Raw genomic sequence first — 17,236 nt, forward strand, 5'->3', positions numbered from 1 at the left:
AATCAACTGTGTGCATTCTATGCACATTTCTCTAAAAATGTTGAGCGCGCATCGGGCGGAACCTAGACTCGCTTCCATTCACCGCACTGTGACAAAACGTCCAACCGGGTGATCCGTTTTCAGGCACCACCTGTCAGCATCCGCAGCGGCTCCATAAGCCGCGCGAGAAGGAGACACATGAACACCCCCCTCGCCCAGGTGGCGGATACCATCCGCCCTCGCCAGATCGCCACCGACGTCGCCATCATCGGCGCCGGTCCGGTCGGCCTCATGATCGCCAATATTCTCGGCCTGCAAGGCGCGCGTGTCACGCTCGTCGAGAAGCTCGACCAGATCATCGACTACCCGCGCGCCATTGGTCTGGATGACGAAGCATTGCGTGTGTTCCAGTCCATTGGTCTTGCCGATGCGCTGCTGCCGCACACCACGCCCGACCACTGGATGCGCTTCGTCACGAAAGACGGCCACTGCTGCGCCTCGATCGAGCCGCGCACCGACGAATTCGGCTGGCCGCGCCGCAACGCCTTCATTCAGCCGCTCGCCGACCGCGTGCTGTATGAAGGGCTCGCGCGCTTCGAGCACGTGGACGTGTTGTTCGGCCACGCGGTCAACGCTTTCGAGCAGGATGCTCAGGGCGTGACGATCGACGTGAGCGACGCGAACGGCGAGCGCCGCACGATCCGCGCGGCGTACCTGGTGGGTGCGGACGGCGGCAACAGCTTCGTGCGCCGCGCGCTCAACGTGCCCTTCGAAGGCCGCACGAAGCCGAATCAATGGATCGTCGTGGACGTGCGCAACGACCCCATCGGCTCGCCACATATCTACATGCATTGCGATCATCAGCGCCCGTATGTGTCGGCTGCGCTGCCGCACGGCATTCGCCGCTTCGAATTCATGGTGATGCCGGGCGAGACGGAAGAAGAGCTCTCGAAGCCCGAGAACATGGCCGCGCTGATCCGCAAGGTGGTGGCGGACCCCGACAAGGTCGACTACATCCGCAAGCGGGTGTACACGCACAACGCGCGCCTCGCCGAAACGTTCCGCGTGGACCGCGTGCTGCTCGCGGGCGACGCCGCGCACATCATGCCCGTGTGGCAGGGCCAGGGCTACAACAGCGGCATTCGCGACGCGAACAACCTGGGATGGAAACTCGCGATGGTAGCGAAGGGTCAGGCCGATGGCCGCCTGCTCGACAGCTATACGGTGGAGCGCCGCGCGCACGCGCGCTCGATGATCCACCTCTCCGAAGTGGCAGGCGATATCTTCGCGCCCACCACGCGCTTCGGCGCGCGCTTTCGCGACACGTTCGTGCGCTACATGAACGTGTTCCCCTCGGTGAAGCGCTATTTCGTGGAAATGCGCTTCAAGCCGATGCCGCGCTACGAAGCGGGTGTCGTGCTGCTGCCGCCGCCGCAAAAAACAGGCGGCTGGCTCGCGAGCCTGCTGGAGCGCTCGGGCAACTCGGCGCCGGGCCGCTTGCTCGGCCTGATGAGCCAGAAGCGCGACTCGCTGATCGGCCGCCTCGCGTATGGCCGCGATCCGCTCGCGGCGTCGCCCGTGGGCCGCATGTTCATCCAGCCGCGCGTGCGTCTTGCCGATGGCCGCGTGGTGCGCCTCGACGACGCGATCGGCAACGGCTTCGCGGTGCTGGCGTGGGGCGCGGACCCGACCTTCGGCCTCACGCCGCAAGCCCGCGCATTGTGGGAGCGCCTGGGCGCCCGCTTCATCTTCGCGAAGCCCGACGTGCAGCTCGAATACGCCGACGACGTGCCCGAGGGCGTGCTCGCACTCGGCGACGTGCAGGGCCGCCTGAAAGAGTGGTTCAGCCGTCTGCCCGAATCGGTCGTGCTGCTGCGCCCGGACCGCTTTGTCGCGGGCGTGTGCACGCCGCAACAGGTTTCGGACGCGATTGTCGAACTCGCGGGCAAGCTCGGCATGACTGAAGCCGCCTTGCATGGGGCGAGCGCTGCTGCCCCGCAACACCGTCCCGTGCGCGGCGTGGCCGTTGCGCGCACCGCAGGAGCATGAGCATGCCGATTCACCTCGAATGTCTGTCGCATACGCCGTTGCATGGCTATTTCGATCCGCTGCCTGAGGTGGTGGCGGAAGTCGAACGGGTTGGCCGCGCCGCGCGCGAACGCGTGGAAGCCTTCAACCCGGACGTGATCGTCGCGTTCGCCCCCGATCACTTCAACGGCTTCTTCTACGACGTGATGCCGCCGTTCTGCATCGGCGCGCGTGCGCAAGCGATCGGCGACTTCAAGAGCATGGCTGGTACGCTGCCGGTGCCCGAAGCGCTTGCGCACAAGCTCGCCGAAAACGTGCTCGACGCCGATATCGACGTGGCGCTTTCGTACCGCATGCAGGTCGATCACGGCTGCGCGCAGGCGCTGGAAGTGCTCACGGGCGGTCTCGACCGTTACCCGGTGATTCCGGTGTTCATCAACTCGGTGGCGCCGCCGATGGCGGCGCTGCGCCGCGCGCGTCTGCTCGGCGATGCAATTGGCCGCTTCTTCTCGCGCAGCGACAAGCGCGTGCTCGTGGTGGGCTCGGGCGGTATTTCGCATGAACCGCCGGTGCCGGAACTGTTCGGCGCGACGCCCGAAGTGGCCGAACGCCTGATCGCGGGCCGCAACCCCTCGGCCGATTCGCGCGCCGCGCGCCAGGCGCGCACCGTGGCCGCGGCGAAGTCGTTCACGGCGGGCGACAGCCATCTGCATCCGCTCAACCCCGAATGGGACCGCGCGTTCCTCGCGCGCCTTGCATCGGGCGAATTGACTTCCGTGGACGGCATGACGAACGCGGCCATCACGCGCGACGGCGGCAAGTCGGCGCACGAGATCCGCACGTGGGTCGCAGCATTCGGCGTGCTGGCCGCTTACGGCCCGTATCGCGCTTCGCTCGATTACTACCGCGAAATTCCAGAGTGGATTGCGGGCTTCGCCGCCATGCACGCCACGCCCGACGCGGCTCGATAGAACAGTACGGACTCCGGAGAATCAACATGTCAGATTCGAAACTCGTCGCGGCGCTGGCCGCGCGCCTCTACGAAGCCGAAGCCTCGCGCAACGTGATCGAGCCGGTGCGCGGCGAGATCGCGCTGGACGATATCGCCACCGCCTACGCCGTGCAGCAAGCCAACGTCGATCTGCGCGTGGCGACCGGCGAGCGCATCGTGGGCCGCAAGATCGGTCTCACGTCGCTCGCGGTGCAAAAGCAGCTCGGCGTCGATCAGCCTGACTTCGGCGCGCTGTTCGCGTCGATGGCTTACGGCGATGCGCAAGCGATTCCGCTCTCGCAGCTGATCCAGCCGAAGGTGGAAGCGGAAATCGCGCTCGTGCTGGAGCACGACCTCACGTTCGAGAAGCACACCTTCGTCGATATCCTGCGTGCGAGCGCGTATGCACTCGCGGCCATCGAGGTGGTGGACAGCCGCATCCAGAACTGGGACATCCGCTTCGTCGATACGGTGGCCGACAACGCGTCGAGCGCGCGCTTCGTGGTGGGCAGCCGCCCGGTGCCGCTTTCGCAAATCGACTTGACGGGGTGCGCGATGGAGCTTTCCCGTGACGGCGAAGTGCTCTCGCGCGGCAGCGGCGCCGCCTGCCTCGGCAACCCGCTGAACGCCGCCGTGTGGCTCGCCGACCGCATGGTCCAGCTCGGCACGCCGCTGCGTGCGGGCGACGTGGTGCTCACGGGCGCGCTCGGGCCCATGGTCGCCGTGAAGGAACCCGGCACGTACACCGCGCAGATCGAAGGCCTCGGCAGCGTTCGCGCGACTTTCTCCGCCTGATACAGGAATTCATATGGCTTCCGAAAAACTCAAGGCCGCGATCATCGGCTCCGGCAACATCGGCACGGATCTGATGATCAAGATCATGCGCAACAGCAAGCATCTGGAGATGGCGGCGATGGTCGGCATCGACCCGAACTCCGACGGGCTCGCGCGCGCCGCCCGGCTTGGCGTGGCGACCACGCATGAAGGCGTCGAGGGCCTTACGCGCCTGCCGGTGTTCAACGATATCGACTTCGTGTTCGACGCGACTTCCGCTGGTGCCCATGTGAAGAACGACGCGCTGCTGCGCACGCTCAAGCCGTCGATCCGCGTGATCGACCTCACGCCTGCCGCCATCGGCCCGTACTGCGTGCCGGTCGTGAACCTCGACGCACACATCGAAGCGACGAACGTCAACATGGTGACGTGCGGCGGCCAGGCCACGATCCCGATGGTTGCGGCCGTGTCGCGCGTCGCGAAGGTCCACTACGCGGAAATCGTCGCGTCGATCAGCAGCAAGTCGGCGGGTCCTGGCACGCGCGCCAACATCGACGAGTTCACCGAGACGACCTCGAAGGCGATCGAGGTGGTGGGCGGCGCCGCAAAGGGCAAGGCCATCATCGTGCTGAATCCGGCCGAGCCGCCGGTCATGATGCGCGACACGGTCTATACGCTCTCCGAAATCGCCGACCGGGAGAAGGTCGAGCAGTCCATCGAGGAGATGGTCGCGAAGGTGCACGCCTACGTGCCGGGCTATCGCCTGAAGCAGAAGGTGCAGTTCGACGAGATTCCCGCGAACGCGCCGTTGAATATTCCGGGCCTCGGCAGGTTCAGCGGCCTGAAGACCTCGGTGTTCCTCGAAGTGGAAGGCGCCGCGCATTATCTGCCCGCTTACGCAGGCAATCTCGACATCATGACTTCCGCCGCGCTCGCCACCGCCGAACGCATGGCGCAGACGCTTCTGAGCGTGGAGGGATAACACCATGAGCAAGAAACTCTATATCTCCGACGTGACGCTGCGCGACGGCAGCCACGCCATTCGCCATCAGTACTCGATCCAGAACGTGCAGGACATCGCCCGCGCGCTGGACCGCGCGAAAGTCGACAGCATCGAGGTCGCGCACGGCGACGGCCTGCAGGGTTCGAGCTTCAACTACGGCTTCGGCGCGCACAGCGACCTGGAGTGGATCGAGGCGGTGGCCGATGTGGTGACGCACGCGCAGATCGCCACGCTGCTGCTGCCCGGCATCGGCACGATTCACGACCTGAAGGCCGCGTACCACGCCGGCGCGCGCGTGGTGCGTATCGCCACGCACTGCACGGAAGCCGACATTTCGAAGCAGCACATCGAATACGCGCGCGAACTCGGCATGGACACCGTGGGCTTCCTGATGATGAGCCACATGACCACGCCGGAGAACCTCGCCATTGAAGCGAAGAAGATGGAAAGCTACGGCGCGACCTGTATTTATGTGGTCGATTCGGGCGGCGCGCTCACGATGAACGACGTGCGCGACCGCTTCCGCGCAGTGAAAGCCGTGCTCAAGCCCGAAACGCAGACGGGCATGCACGCGCACCACAACCTCTCGCTGGGCGTGGCGAACTCGATCGTGGCGGTGGAAGAAGGCTGCGACCGCGTCGATGCCTCGCTTGCGGGCATGGGTGCGGGTGCCGGCAACGCGCCGCTCGAAGTGTTCATCGGCGCGGCGGAACGCATGGGCTGGAACCACGGCACCGACCTCTACACGCTGATGGACGCCGCTGACGACATCGTGCGCCCGCTGCAGGACCGCCCGGTACGCGTGGACCGCGAAACGCTCGCGCTCGGCTATGCGGGGGTGTATTCGAGCTTCCTGCGCCACTCGGAAGTGGCCGCGAAGAAGTACGACCTGAAGACGGTGGACATTCTCGTCGAACTGGGCAAGCGCCGGATGGTGGGCGGTCAGGAAGACATGATCGTCGACGTGGCGCTCGATCTGAAGAAGCGCCAGCAAGCATTGCAGTCCTGATCAAGCACGCCGCGCATCGCCTTCGGGTGGTGCGCGGCGTTGCCACTTATAGCCGCCGGAAAGAGCGGCTCGTATCTACACATGGAGACTTTTTATGACGTCGCGAAACAGTAGTGCTGGAGGAAGTGGAACGAGCGGCAAGGCAACCATCGCCCTGTGTCTGGCGATTGCGCTGCTCGAAGGGTTGGACCTGCAATCGGCGGGCGTAGCGGGACCGCGCATGGCGAAGGAGTTTCATCTCGCCGTCGCGCAAATGGGCTGGGCGTTCAGCGCCGGCGCGATCGGCCTCTTGCCGGGCGCGGCGCTGGGCGGGCGGCTTGCCGACCGCTTTGGCCGCAAGCGCGTGCTCATGTGGTCGGTGGCGCTGTTCGGGCTGTTCTCGCTCGCCACGACCATGGTGTGGAATTTCGAAAGCCTGCTCGTCGCGCGTCTGCTCACGGGTCTCGGTCTCGGCGCGGCGATGCCGAACCTGATCGCGCTGTGCTCGGAGGCGGCGGGTGAGCAGCAGCGCAGCACGGCTGTGGGCGCGATGTACTGCGGCATGCCGTTCGGCGCGGCGATTGCCGCCGTCATCGGCATGCTCGGCACGGGGGACGCGAGCTGGCGCCACGTGTTCTATGTCGGCGGCCTCGGCCCGATCGTGATGGTGCCGCTGCTCGGCCTGTTCCTGCGCGAGTCGCAGCAATTCGTCGCCGCGCGAGCTTCGAAGGTCGCGCAGGCCGGCGCGCCGAGCGTGACACAAGCGCTCTGGCAAGAAGGCCGCGCACGCACCACGATTGCGCTGTGGATCAGCTACCTCGGCACCTTGATCGTGCTGTACTTCCTGATGAACTGGCTGCCCTCGATGGTGCTCGCACGCGGCCTCACGCGCGTGCAGTCGAATCTCGTGCTGATGCTGTTCAACATCGGCGGCGGCATCGGCGCCGTTGCAATCGCAACGATCATGGATCGCTTCGGCCGCCGCGGCACGGTGATCGGCATGTACATCGGCATCGTGGCGGCGCTCACCGTGCTCGCAAGCGCGGGCGGCGCGAGTTCGACGGCGGTGGGCGGCCTGCTGTGCGGCTTCTTTATCGTGGGCGGCCAGTCGGTGCTGTACGCACTCGCGGGCCATGCGTACCCCACTGAAGTGCGCGGCACGGGTGTGGGCGCGGCCGTGGCCGTGGGGCGTCTGGGTTCGATTCTCGGGCCGCTCGTGGCGGGCCAGCTGTTCGCACTTGGCCAGAGCCCGTCGATGCTGGTGGGCTCGAGCATTCCGCTCGTCGTGATCGCGGCGCTTGCCGCGCTCAGCGTGGTGGGTGCATTCAGGCAGCGCGGCGCGCTGGGCGCACAGGGCGCATGAATGTGAAGGGGAGAAGGTATGCGCCTTCTTCCGCATGGGTTATTACGTTTTAAAGGATGGTCATCATGACGGATACGGCACAAGCAATCACCGAAGCCTCGACGAGCAAGTTCGCGCGCGTGAAGGACGGCGACGTCGAGTTCCAGATTCACTACAACGACGCAGGCGCTGGCGCCGAAACCGTCGTGATGCTGCACGGCTCGGGTCCGGGCGCGAGCGGCTGGGCCAACTTCAACCGCAACGTCGAACCGCTCGTCGCGGCCGGCTACCGCGTGATCCTGATGGACTGCCCGGGCTGGAGCAAGAGCGATCCGATCGTCTGCACGAGCTCGCGCTCGGACCTGAACGGCCGCGTGCTCAAGGGCCTGCTCGACGTGCTCGACATCGAGCGCGTGCATATTCTCGGCAATTCGATGGGCGGGCACAGCGCCGTTGCGTTCGCACTGGCGAACCCGCAGCGCGTGGGCAAGCTCGTGCTGATGGGCGGCGGCACCGGCGGCCCGAGCAGCTTCATGCCGATGCCCACCGAAGGCATCAAGCTGCTGCAAGGTCTCTATCGCGATCCGACGATCGAGAACCTCAAGCGCATGATGAACGTGTTCGTGTACGACGCGAGCGCGCTCACCGACGAGCTGATGCAAACGCGCCTCGACAACATGCTCGCGCGCCGCGACCACCTGGAAAACTTCGTGAAGAGCCTCGCGGCCTTCCCGAAGCAGTTCAGCGACTACGGCCCGCGCCTGGGCGAAATCGCCGCGCCCACGCTCGTGATCTGGGGCCGCGACGACCGCTTCGTGCCGATGGATATCGGCCTGCGCTTGCTCGCGGGCATGCAGAACGCGCAATTGCACGTGTTCAACCGTTGCGGTCACTGGGCGCAATGGGAGCACGCGGAAGCGTTTAACCGCATGGTGATCGACTTCCTGAAGCACTAAACCGCGAAAGCACTGGCGGTAACGAAGCGGCGCACCTCGCGGTGTGCCGCTTTTTGTTGGGGCGAGTGCATTGCGTCTGCAAACCGGCTTTTGTGTGACGAAACCGTGAGTCAATGCAGCGTCAGCAAGTTTGCCTAAAGGCAAACCCGTATTAGCGTAAAACGAAACGATTCGCCATTGACAAATTAAACCTGTCCCACCTATGATCGGCGTCACTGCCTGGATACTCGCGAACCACGCGTCCAGGCGAGCCGCGCAAGGCGCGCAAGACGCCGCGCATCAACGGTCTGCCCGGGTCCGCCCGGGTGAGCCGCAGTCATGTTTGGAGACAGGCAGATGCCCCAATCGATTGCCCCGGACCGCCGGTCCGAAGCCGCGCGCGCGTACGCTACGTCCGCGCATCCCTCGCAGCAGGACGACGCGCTCTACCGGAAAGTTTCCGCGCGCGTCATTCCGTTCCTGTTCGTTTGCTACGTCGTCTCGTTCCTCGACCGCATCAACATCGGCTTCGCACAGTTGCAGATGAAGCACGACCTGGGCTTCAGCGACGCGATGTACGGCCTCGGCGCCGCCGTGTTCTACGTGGGCTACGTGCTGTGCGAAGTGCCGAGCAACATGCTGCTTGCGCGCTTCGGCGCGCGCCGCACCTTCACGCGCATCATGCTGCTGTGGGGCATTGCCTCGACCAGCATGATGTTCGTGTCGAGCCCCACGCAGTTCTATGCGCTGCGCTTTTTGCTGGGCGTGTTCGAGGCGGGCTTCTTTCCTGGTATCGTGCTCTATCTCACGTACTGGTATCCGGCGCGGCGCCGCGCGGCCGTGTTCTCGATCTTCTTCGCGGGCGTGGCGGTGGCGGGCGTGCTCGGTGGCCTCATCTCGGGCTGGATCATGCGCGACATGGCCGGCGTGGCGGGACTCGCCGGCTGGCGCTGGATGTTCCTGATCGAAGGGCTGCCGGCCGTGGTGCTCGGCCTCATGGCCGCGTTCTGGCTCGTGGACGGGCCCGAGAAGGCGCGCTGGCTGACCGATGCGGAAAAGGCCCACCTCCTCGCGCAACGCGACGGCGAAGGCGATCACCCGCATTCCACGCGTTCGTTCGGGGCGGCGCTGCGCAACCCGCGCGTGTATCTGTTCGCGTTCATCTACTTCTCGCTGACCTGCGCCTCGCTCACGCTGAACTTCTGGATGCCGCTCATGATCCGCGACTTCGGCGTGCATGACGTGCTGGCGATCAGCCTCTACACGGTCATTCCGAATGCGGTGGGCGCCGTGGGCCTCATGTGGATCGCGCGCCGCTCGGACCGGCGCGGCGAACGGCGCTGGCACTTCGCCGCGTGCACGGTAGGCGGCGGCATTGCGTTGGCGCTGCTCACGCTGCATCTCGCGAGTTTCGCCGCGATGATGGCCATTCTTTCGATCGCCGCGGTGCTGATCTTCGCCGCTTTGCCGATCTTCTGGGCGGTGCCTTCGGCGTATCTCACGGGCAAGGCTGCGGCTGCGGGCATCGCGCTCATCAGCAGTATCGGCATTACGAGCGGCATTGTGAGCCCGTGGGCAATCGGGCTCATCAAGACACATACGGGCAGCATGGACAACGCGCTCTATCTGCTCGCGGCGTTGCTGGTGGCGAGCGGTGCGGCGTTGGTGGCCGGTGTGCCGGCGGTGAAGGCCGGCCGCTGAGCGCGCCTCACGCAGGCTTGAGCAGCGCGCGCCACGCCGGCAGCCTGCCCTTTTCGTCGAGCGCGTCGACGAGCGGTGCGGCACGCTCGGCCAGCGCCTCTTGAACATTCGCGATGGCGGTGGCCAGTTCGCACGACATGCCGAGGCCGTCGAGCATGGCCGCCGCCTCGCGCATTTCCTCGGAGCGCCGCTGTCCGTGCTCGACCACGCGGCCGATCAGGTACGACTCGTAGCCCGTGTCCCAACCCATGCCCGGGAAGCTGGCCGCAAGCGATGCGAGCACGCGGTCGTCCACGCCGAACTGCTTCGCGGCGAGCATCGATTGCACGCACATCGCTTCCATGCCTTTGATCATGATGCTGCGGCACAGCTTGATGGCGGAAGCGAGTCCCACTTCGGCGGCGACGGCTTGCGCGCGCATGCCGAGCGCGTTGAGCACGTCGGCGGTGCGCCCGGCCGCGCGCCCGCCCAGCAGCATCGGCACGCGTATGCCTTGCGGCGGCACGGGCGCCATGACAGCGGCTTCCACGTAGTCGGCGCCCACGCGCTCCACGGCCTGGCTGTTGCGCTGCTTGACGGCGGGCGAGACGGAGTTGAGATCGATGAACGTCTGGCCGGCCAGCAAGTGCGGAGCGCACGCGCTCGCCACGGCTTCGGCCTGGCTCGCCGTAACGGCGGAAAACACGAGTTGCGCGCCCTTGAGCGCAGAGGCGAGATCATCGGCTACGTGAGCGCCGCTTTCGCTCGCGCGTTTGAGGATCGTCTCGCGCGTCGCGCTTTCCTGCAGCTTGATGTCGTACGTCGAAACGTGCAGACCGGCATGCGCCAGTGCTTGCGCAAAAATAGGGCCCACTTCGCCGAAGCCGATGATCGCAACACGTGTGACCGGCTGCTGGTTTTGCTGTTCCATGTTTGAATCGCTCTCGATGACGTTGATGAAGAGACAAGCGAAGAGACCAGCGCGCCAGGCTCACACGCGAGGTTCACTCGCCTGAACCGGCGGTGACTCGACCGGGGCCGCGAGACGCCGGTTCATGTGGGCGTCGAACTTTTGCTTGTCGAACATTCTTTCCCATTTCGACAAAACGAGCACGGCCACCGAATTGCCGATCACATTGGTCGTGGAAGTCGCAATGGCGAGAACGCGGTCGATGCCGAACAGCAGGCCCACGCCCGCAAGCGGCAGTGCGCGCGAGGTCTGGATCGTCGCCGCGAGCTTGACGAGCGCGCCGCCCGCCGCGCCCGCACCGCCCTTGGACGTGAGCATCATCACCGCGAGCAGCGCGAGTTGCTGCGAGAGGCTCAAGGGCGTATCGGTCGCCTGCGCGATGAAGCCGACGCCGCAGGCCATGTAGAGGCACGCGCCGTCGATGTTGAAGCTATAGCCCGCCGGCAGCACGAAGCCCACCACGACCTCGTCGCAGCCCGCCTGTTCGAGCTTGCTGACGAGCCGCGGAAACGCGACTTCGCTGGCGGCCGTCCCCATCGCGAGAATCGCTTCTTCCTTGATGAGCGAAAGGATTCTGAAGATCGAGAATCCCGCCAGGCCGGCCACGACGCCGAGCACGATGAACACGAAGCACAGCGTGCTGGCGTAATAGGTGAGCACGTAGCGCAGCAGGAACAGCAGCGTGACGCTGCCGTAGCTGCCCACGGCCGCCGCCATGGCGCCGAACGCGCCCAGTGGCGAGAGCCGCATGATGAAGCCGAGCATCTTGAAGACGACCGTTTGCGCTTCCTCGATCAAGCGGAATATGACCCAGTCGGGCTTCGCGCAGGTGGCGAGCGCGAAGCCCGCGAGCAGCGAAACGAACAGCACGGGAAGAATGTCGCCGCTGACGAACGCCGAAACGAGCGTATGCGGAATGATGGAGGTGAGAAAGTCCGTGAACGAGAAGTCGCCGCTCGTGCCCGCCTTGATCGCCGCTGCGGCGCCTTCACCGGCGCTCAGCGAGCGCGCGTGGAGCCCGTCGCCGGGCCTGACGATGTTGACGACGGCAAAGCCGGTCAGCATGGCGAGCGTGCTGACCACTTCGAAATAGAGCAGTGTCTTTACGCCGAGCCGTCCAAGGCGTTTGAAGTCCTTGATGTGCCCAACGCCATGCACGACGGTGCAGAAGATGATGGGCCCGAGCATCATCTTGAGCAGCGCAATGAAGCTTTCGCCCAGTGGCCTCATCTTCACGGCCTCGTGCGGCGCGAGCAGGCCGAATGCAATAGCCAGCGCGATGGCAATTAAAACCTGGATGTACAGCTTGCGCGACAGCCTCACTGTCTCCTCCGCTGTGATTATTCATACGGAATTATGGAGGGGCGGGCGGATATTCAGGCTTTGCGAAACGCTAAATAAGCCATCTGTTCTTCTTATTGGCGAGACCGAAATGCGAGGGTGGCTGTACAGCAATTTTCATTCCGCATTCCCTTGCGGATGCAACCTTGACGTCACGACTGCCCGCCGAGCTCCTCCAGCAGCCAGTCGCGAAACGCCACCAGCACGGGATGGCGTTGAGCACGCTCAGGGTAGACGAGGTAATACGAGCGCGAGCTCGGCACCGCTTCGAACGGGCTGAGAAGCCGGTTTTCCCGCAATTCGTCTTCCACCAGCATGCGCGGCACGAGGCCTACGCCGATACCGGCCACGACTGCCTGGATCAAATGCGAGGTCAGCTCGAAACTCGGGCCCGGCCGCAGCGCGTCGTGGGGCAAACCGAAGTGCGCGCACCATTCGCGCCAGGCGTCGGGAAAGCTGCGCACCCGCAGCAGCGTGAGCCCTTCGAGGGAGTCGATGGTCGGCGCGGCGGCCCTGCGCCGCGATTTTCGCGCTCGCGGCAACGCGGCCGGGTTGCCGACCAGCACCAGTTCTTCCGCGTAAAGCCGGTGTGCCGTCACGCCCGGCCAGCGGCCGTCGCCCACCACGATGGCGGCGTCGAGGTCCTGGGTCGAAAAATCGGCGGCCTCGATGCGCGAGTCGAGATCGATCTGCAGATCGGGGTGCGCCTGATAGAAGCGGTGCAGGCGCGGCAGCAGCCACTTGGCCCCGAACGTCGGCAGGGTCGCGACGCGCAACTGCGTTTTCGGCGCGTTCGACGTGAGCGCCTGCAGCGTCGCGCTGCGGATCAGCGTAAGCGCATGAGAGATATCGGCCATATAGGCGCGGCCGATATCCGTGGGGATGATGCGCTTGCCCTCGCGCGTGAAGAGCGCGAGATCGAGCATCGCTTCGAGTGCCTGCACCTGGCGGCTCACGGCGCTCTGCGTGAGCGACAGCTCCTCGGCGGCACGCGTGAAGCTCTCATGCCGCGCGGAGGCCTCGAACGCGAGCAGCAGCGACATGGAAGGCGTGAGCTTGCGGAAATTCATTCATAAACCTCATGATCAACCCAACGAATATACGTTTGCCCGGTGCCGGCCGGGGACGCGACAATACCCTGCCAGTAAGGGAATCGTGCGCCCACGGCGAGACTTCGAGAACGATATGACAATTGCCCCGCTTGCCATCGGCGAATTCAGCAACCCGCTGATCCGTCAATTTTTGCATGAATTGGAGAGGTCGGGTTTCGAAGGCGAGGTGGACGCGACTCACGCGACGCGCACGGTGCTGGCCACGGACAATTCGATCTACCAGCGCTATCCGCAGGCGGCGGTGTTTCCGCGCCATGCGCAGGACGTCGTGCGCCTCGCGGCGCTGCTCGGGCGCGAGGCGTTTCGCGGCGTGGCAGTCGCGGCGCGCGGCGGCGGCACGGGCACGAACGGGCAGTCGCTGACCGAGGGCATCGTGGTCGATATGTCGAGGCACATGAACCGGATCCTCGAAATCGATCCCGTTGCGCGCACGGCAAGGGTGGAGGCCGGTGTCGTCAAGGACCAGCTCAATGCCGAACTGAAGCGGCACGGACTCTTTTTCGCGCCGGAGCTGTCGACTTCGAACCGCGCGACCGTCGGCGGCATGATCAGCACGGATGCGAGCGGGCAGGGCAGCTGCACCTACGGGAAAACGCGCGACCACGTGCTCGCGCTGGAAACGGTCCTCGTTGGCGGTGAGCGCCTGTCGAGCGCGCCGGTCGATGAGCCCGCACTCAGGGCGTTCTGTGCGCGCAAGGACAAGGTCGGCGAAGTGTTCCGCACCGCGCGCGACATCTGCGAGCGCGAAGCCGGCCTGATACGCGAGCGCTTTCCCGAGCTGAACCGCTGCCTGACGGGTTACGACCTCGCCCATTTGCGTGACGGCGAAGGACGCTTCGACATCAACAGTGTGCTGTGCGGCTCGGAGGGCACGCTCGGCTTTATCGTCGAGGCGACGCTGCACGTGCTACCGGTTCCGAAGCACGCCGCGCTCGTCAATATCCGCTATGAAGGTTTCATGGATGCCCTGCGCGACGCGCGCGCGTTGATGGCCCATCGTCCGCTCTCGATCGAGACCGTGGACTCCACGGTGCTGCGGCTGGCGCGCGAGGATAGCGTCTGGCAAAGCGTGGCCGACTATTTCCCCGCCGACGAAGGCGTCGAAGGCGGTGCGAGCGGCATCAACATGGTCGAATTCAGCGGCGACGATGCGGACGAGTTACGCGCGCGCGTGGCGGCGTTCGTCGAGCACCTGCGTGCCGACGCGAGCGTCAGGCGCCTGGGACATACGATCGCCGAAGGCGACGCGGCGATCCATCGCGTCTATGCGATGCGCAAGCGTGCGGTGGGCCTGCTGGGCAACGCCCGCGGTGCGAGCCGCCCGCAGCCCTTCGTGGAAGACACGGCTGTGCCGCCCGAAAATCTCGCCGACTATATTGCGGAGTTTCGGGCGCTGCTTGATGGTTTTGGCTTGCGTTACGGCATGTTCGGCCACGTCGATGCCGGCGTGCTGCACGTGCGCCCCGCGCTCGACATGCGCAATCCCGACGAGGCCGCACTCGTGCGCCCCATTTCGGATGCCGTGACCGCCTTGACGATGAAGTATGGCGGCCTGCTATGGGGCGAGCATGGTAAGGGCGTGCGCTCGGAGTATGTGCCCGAGTACTTCGGGCCTTTGTATCCCGCGTTGCAGCGGCTCAAGGCGGCATTCGATGCGCACAATCAGCTCAATCCCGGCAAGATCGCCACGCCGGCCGGGGCGAGTGCGGCGCTGCTGAAGGTCGACGCGACGACGCTGCGCGGCGAACTGGACCGGCGCATCGACGAGCGCGTCTGGCAGGCCAATGCCGACGCCGTTCACTGCAACGGCAACGGCGCCTGCTACAACTTCGACCCGAACGACGCCATGTGTCCGTCGTGGAAGGCGACGCGCGAGCGCGTGCATTCGCCGAAGGGCCGGGCTTCGCTGATGCGCGAATGGCTGCGCCGGCAACAGGATGCCGGAGCGGATCTCACTGCTGTGCCAGCTGCGGCGGCGTTGCCGGTGCGCATGGTCAATAGCCTGCGCAAACGCCAGGGCGAGCAGGACTTCTCGCATGAGGTGTACGACGCCATGGCGGGTTGCCTCTCGTGCAAGTCATGCGCGGGGCAGTGCCCCGTGAAAGTGAGCGTGCCCGAGTTTCGCGCCCGCTTTCTGGAGCTGTATCACACGCGCTATTTGCGGCCGCTGCGCGACTACTTGATCGGCGCGCTCGAGTTCACGGTGCCGCGCGTAGCGGCGGTACCTGGAGCGAAAAGCGTCTACAACGCGGTGATGGGCGCGGGTCCAGTCAAATCGCTGCTTGCGCGCGGTCTTGGCCTTGTCGATAGCCCTTTGTTGAGCCAGGTGTCATGGCGTAGTGTGCTGCGCCGCTCGGGAGCAGAGATCGCAACGCCCGAACGCCTCTCGAAACTTGACGAAGCCGAGCGCCAGCGCAGCATGATCGTGGTGCAGGACGCGTTCACGCGCTACTTCGAAACGCCGGTCGCCGCCGCGTTTCTGGAACTCGCCGCGCGGCTCGGGTTCAAGGTCTTCGTCGCGCCTTATCTGCCGAACGGCAAGCCGCTGCACGTGCAAGGGTTTCTGCCGCAGTTTCGCCGGGCCGCGCGGCGCAATGCGGCGCAACTGGCCGCGCTTGCCAGAACGGGTGTGCCGCTGGTGGGCATCGATCCGGCCATGACGCTCGTGTACCGCCAGGAGTATCGCAAGGTGGAAGGCATCGAAGCCTTGCCCGACGTTCAGTTGCCACAGGAGTGGCTGATCGGCGCCTTGCGCACGCGTGCAACATCGCCGCGAGCGTCCGGCTCGTTCAGACTGCTATCGCATTGTACCGAGCGCACCAACGCGAGCGCTGCCGCGCTCCTGTGGAAAGACGTCTTCGCGGCGGCAGGCCTCGCGCTCGCGACGCCGGCCAGCGGTTGCTGCGGCATGTCGGGCACTTACGGCCACGAGGCGCGCAATCGCGCGACCTCGGAAGCGATCTTCGAACAATCGTGGGCGCGGCATGTCGATGCGGCATCGACGTCGACGCAGGGGGCGGATGAACTGCTCGCCACGGGCTATTCATGCCGCTGCCAGGTGAAGCGCCTGCGCGGGCGCCCGTTGCGCCACCCTGTTCAGGCGCTGCTGGACGCCCTGCGCTGATCCGGGTCAGTAGTTCCAGCGGCCCCGGTCGTGCCATTCGCGTTCACGCCACTGCCGCTCGCGCCATTCATGCTCGCGACGTTCGTGCTCGCGCCATTCGTGTTCCCGCCAACGCCGCGCGCGCCAGTCGTCGTCGCCTCGCCAGTCGGTCTGGACGGGAACCGGCGCATAGGCCGCGCCAGGCACGCCGACGCCCACAGCCACATCCACGTGGGCCAATGCAGCGGTCGAAGCCGCCAACGCCGTTGCGCCCAGGACCAGGCCGAGAATCGTCCTCTTCATATCGCCACTCCTTCGCACGCTGCGTGCGTTCTTGATGAGCACGGCTCCGAGTCTAGGCGCCGTCCCCTGACACAGGTGCAACGGTGCTGCGAGATCGGTAACAACGAGTTAAGCACTTGCCGCGTTGCTGCTGTGCAAAGCAGATTGCTCAGTACAACGATGAATTGCGCGTGATGCAGCATGCCGGATGGACTCCGACCCCGGGCGTGAGGTGACGCGGGCGTTTGCCGCTGGCGGAATCCGGGTACACTCGAAGGCGAACCGCGGTGCGGGTTCTGCCTGTGTCGCGCCCGTTCTCCAGCCAGCTTTTTGTGCCCGATGCCAAAACGAATCTTGCTAGTCGACGACAACCGCGACGTCGCAGATGCGCTCGCGGCGCTCGTCGAGTTCGAAGGTCATCAAGCCCGATGCGCCGCCGATGGACAAGAGGCCCTGCTCGTCGCCGGGTCGTTCCTTCCCGAGCTTGCCCTCGTGGACTGGAAGCTTCCCGACATGAGCGGCGGCGACCTGGTGAGCCAGCTTCGGCTCAACCCCGCGCTGTCGCATACCCGGTACGTTCTGCTATCGGGACACGCCGACCCGGATATCACGGCCAGGGCGGCGGCAGCCGGTTTCGACAAATGTCTGATGAAACCGGTGCGGCTCGAAGACCTGCTCGCCTGCCTGTGACGCCGGTCTGACCGGCTG

At 65.5% G+C, this 17,236-nt stretch carries 14 protein-coding genes; 10 read left to right on the forward strand and 4 right to left on the reverse strand.

Annotation, left to right across the window (positions count from 1 at the left end; genetic code table 11):
* Positions 1-177 precede the first annotated feature (177 nt).
* The 8 genes from AB4Y40_RS19785 (at position 178) to AB4Y40_RS19820 (ending at position 9,741) form a co-directional block, all read left to right on the forward strand.
* Positions 178-2,028, forward strand: coding sequence for a bifunctional 3-(3-hydroxy-phenyl)propionate/3-hydroxycinnamic acid hydroxylase (locus AB4Y40_RS19785; protein ID WP_368689212.1), 1,851 nt, complete (start codon positions 178-180; stop codon positions 2,026-2,028).
* Between the two features lie 2 nt (positions 2,029-2,030).
* Positions 2,031-2,978, forward strand: a complete 948-nt coding sequence (locus tag AB4Y40_RS19790; protein WP_368689213.1) for a 3-carboxyethylcatechol 2,3-dioxygenase — start codon at positions 2,031-2,033, stop codon at positions 2,976-2,978.
* Positions 2,979-3,004: 26 nt separating this feature from the next.
* The gene (gene mhpD / locus AB4Y40_RS19795) at positions 3,005-3,793 is read left to right on the forward strand and encodes a 2-keto-4-pentenoate hydratase (RefSeq protein WP_368689214.1); all 789 of its coding nucleotides are present in this window, start codon (positions 3,005-3,007) and stop codon (positions 3,791-3,793) included.
* A gap of 13 nt (positions 3,794-3,806) precedes the next feature.
* Positions 3,807-4,754, forward strand: a complete 948-nt coding sequence (locus tag AB4Y40_RS19800; protein ID WP_368689215.1) for an acetaldehyde dehydrogenase (acetylating) — start codon at positions 3,807-3,809, stop codon at positions 4,752-4,754.
* A 4-nt stretch (positions 4,755-4,758) separates the two neighbouring features.
* Positions 4,759-5,784: a 4-hydroxy-2-oxovalerate aldolase gene (dmpG, locus tag AB4Y40_RS19805; protein ID WP_368689216.1), complete on the forward strand. Its 1,026-nt coding sequence runs from the start codon at positions 4,759-4,761 to the stop codon at positions 5,782-5,784.
* A 94-nt stretch (positions 5,785-5,878) separates the two neighbouring features.
* Positions 5,879-7,126, forward strand: coding sequence for a 3-(3-hydroxy-phenyl)propionate transporter MhpT (gene mhpT, locus AB4Y40_RS19810; protein ID WP_368689217.1), 1,248 nt, complete (start codon positions 5,879-5,881; stop codon positions 7,124-7,126).
* A gap of 65 nt (positions 7,127-7,191) precedes the next feature.
* On the forward strand, positions 7,192-8,061 hold the full coding sequence (locus AB4Y40_RS19815; protein ID WP_133183800.1) for an alpha/beta fold hydrolase: 870 nt from the start codon (positions 7,192-7,194) through the stop codon (positions 8,059-8,061).
* Positions 8,062-8,397: 336 nt separating this feature from the next.
* The gene (locus AB4Y40_RS19820) at positions 8,398-9,741 is read left to right on the forward strand and encodes an MFS transporter (RefSeq protein ID WP_368689218.1); all 1,344 of its coding nucleotides are present in this window, start codon (positions 8,398-8,400) and stop codon (positions 9,739-9,741) included.
* 7 nt (positions 9,742-9,748) lie between these two features.
* On the opposite strand, the gene AB4Y40_RS19825 is transcribed toward AB4Y40_RS19820, so the two are convergent.
* The 3 genes from AB4Y40_RS19825 to AB4Y40_RS19835 form a co-directional block, all read right to left on the reverse strand.
* Positions 9,749-10,651: a DUF1932 domain-containing protein gene (locus tag AB4Y40_RS19825; RefSeq protein ID WP_368689219.1), complete on the reverse strand. Its 903-nt coding sequence runs from the start codon at positions 10,649-10,651 to the stop codon at positions 9,749-9,751.
* Positions 10,652-10,711: 60 nt separating this feature from the next.
* Positions 10,712-12,013 carry a cation:dicarboxylase symporter family transporter gene (locus AB4Y40_RS19830; protein WP_368689220.1) on the reverse strand — a complete coding sequence of 434 codons (1,302 nt, stop codon included), beginning with the start codon at positions 12,011-12,013 and terminating at the stop codon, positions 10,712-10,714.
* 170 nt (positions 12,014-12,183) lie between these two features.
* Entirely contained in the window at positions 12,184-13,101 is a 918-nt protein-coding gene (locus AB4Y40_RS19835; RefSeq protein WP_368689221.1) for a LysR substrate-binding domain-containing protein, read from the reverse strand.
* Between the two features lie 115 nt (positions 13,102-13,216).
* Here AB4Y40_RS19835 and AB4Y40_RS19840 point away from each other — a divergent pair, with 115 nt between their 5' ends.
* Positions 13,217-16,267 carry an FAD-binding and (Fe-S)-binding domain-containing protein gene (locus AB4Y40_RS19840; RefSeq protein ID WP_368689222.1) on the forward strand — a complete coding sequence of 1,017 codons (3,051 nt, stop codon included), beginning with the start codon at positions 13,217-13,219 and terminating at the stop codon, positions 16,265-16,267.
* A 6-nt stretch (positions 16,268-16,273) separates the two neighbouring features.
* Here AB4Y40_RS19840 and AB4Y40_RS19845 read toward each other — a convergent pair whose 3' ends face one another.
* Positions 16,274-16,549 (reverse strand): hypothetical protein, encoded by a 276-nt coding sequence (locus AB4Y40_RS19845; RefSeq protein WP_342918475.1) that lies wholly within the window; start codon positions 16,547-16,549, stop codon positions 16,274-16,276.
* 333 nt (positions 16,550-16,882) lie between these two features.
* Between AB4Y40_RS19845 and AB4Y40_RS19850 the strand changes: the two genes are divergently transcribed.
* Positions 16,883-17,218, forward strand: coding sequence for a response regulator (locus AB4Y40_RS19850; protein ID WP_342918476.1), 336 nt, complete (start codon positions 16,883-16,885; stop codon positions 17,216-17,218).
* Positions 17,219-17,236: the final 18 nt, after the last annotated feature.

This window comes from Paraburkholderia sp. EG287B (genome assembly GCF_040965595.1).
Lineage (GTDB): Bacteria > Pseudomonadota > Gammaproteobacteria > Burkholderiales > Burkholderiaceae > Paraburkholderia.

What these genes read in the sequence shown, in the direction of transcription:
- AB4Y40_RS19785 (WP_368689212.1), top strand. Translation starts at nt 178, where the DNA reads ATGAACACCCCCCTCGCCCAGGTGGCGGATACCATCCGCCCTCGCCAG.
- AB4Y40_RS19790 (WP_368689213.1), top strand. Translation starts at nt 2,031, where the DNA reads ATGCCGATTCACCTCGAATGTCTGTCGCATACGCCGTTGCATGGCTAT.
- mhpD (WP_368689214.1), top strand. Translation starts at nt 3,005, where the DNA reads ATGTCAGATTCGAAACTCGTCGCGGCGCTGGCCGCGCGCCTCTACGAA.
- AB4Y40_RS19800 (WP_368689215.1), top strand. Translation starts at nt 3,807, where the DNA reads ATGGCTTCCGAAAAACTCAAGGCCGCGATCATCGGCTCCGGCAACATC.
- dmpG (WP_368689216.1), top strand. Translation starts at nt 4,759, where the DNA reads ATGAGCAAGAAACTCTATATCTCCGACGTGACGCTGCGCGACGGCAGC.
- mhpT (WP_368689217.1), top strand. Translation starts at nt 5,879, where the DNA reads ATGACGTCGCGAAACAGTAGTGCTGGAGGAAGTGGAACGAGCGGCAAG.
- AB4Y40_RS19815 (WP_133183800.1), top strand. Translation starts at nt 7,192, where the DNA reads ATGACGGATACGGCACAAGCAATCACCGAAGCCTCGACGAGCAAGTTC.
- AB4Y40_RS19820 (WP_368689218.1), top strand. Translation starts at nt 8,398, where the DNA reads ATGCCCCAATCGATTGCCCCGGACCGCCGGTCCGAAGCCGCGCGCGCG.
- AB4Y40_RS19825 (WP_368689219.1), bottom strand. Translation starts at nt 10,651, where the DNA reads ATGGAACAGCAAAACCAGCAGCCGGTCACACGTGTTGCGATCATCGGC.
- AB4Y40_RS19835 (WP_368689221.1), bottom strand. Translation starts at nt 13,101, where the DNA reads ATGAATTTCCGCAAGCTCACGCCTTCCATGTCGCTGCTGCTCGCGTTC.
- AB4Y40_RS19840 (WP_368689222.1), top strand. Translation starts at nt 13,217, where the DNA reads ATGACAATTGCCCCGCTTGCCATCGGCGAATTCAGCAACCCGCTGATC.
- AB4Y40_RS19845 (WP_342918475.1), bottom strand. Translation starts at nt 16,549, where the DNA reads ATGAAGAGGACGATTCTCGGCCTGGTCCTGGGCGCAACGGCGTTGGCG.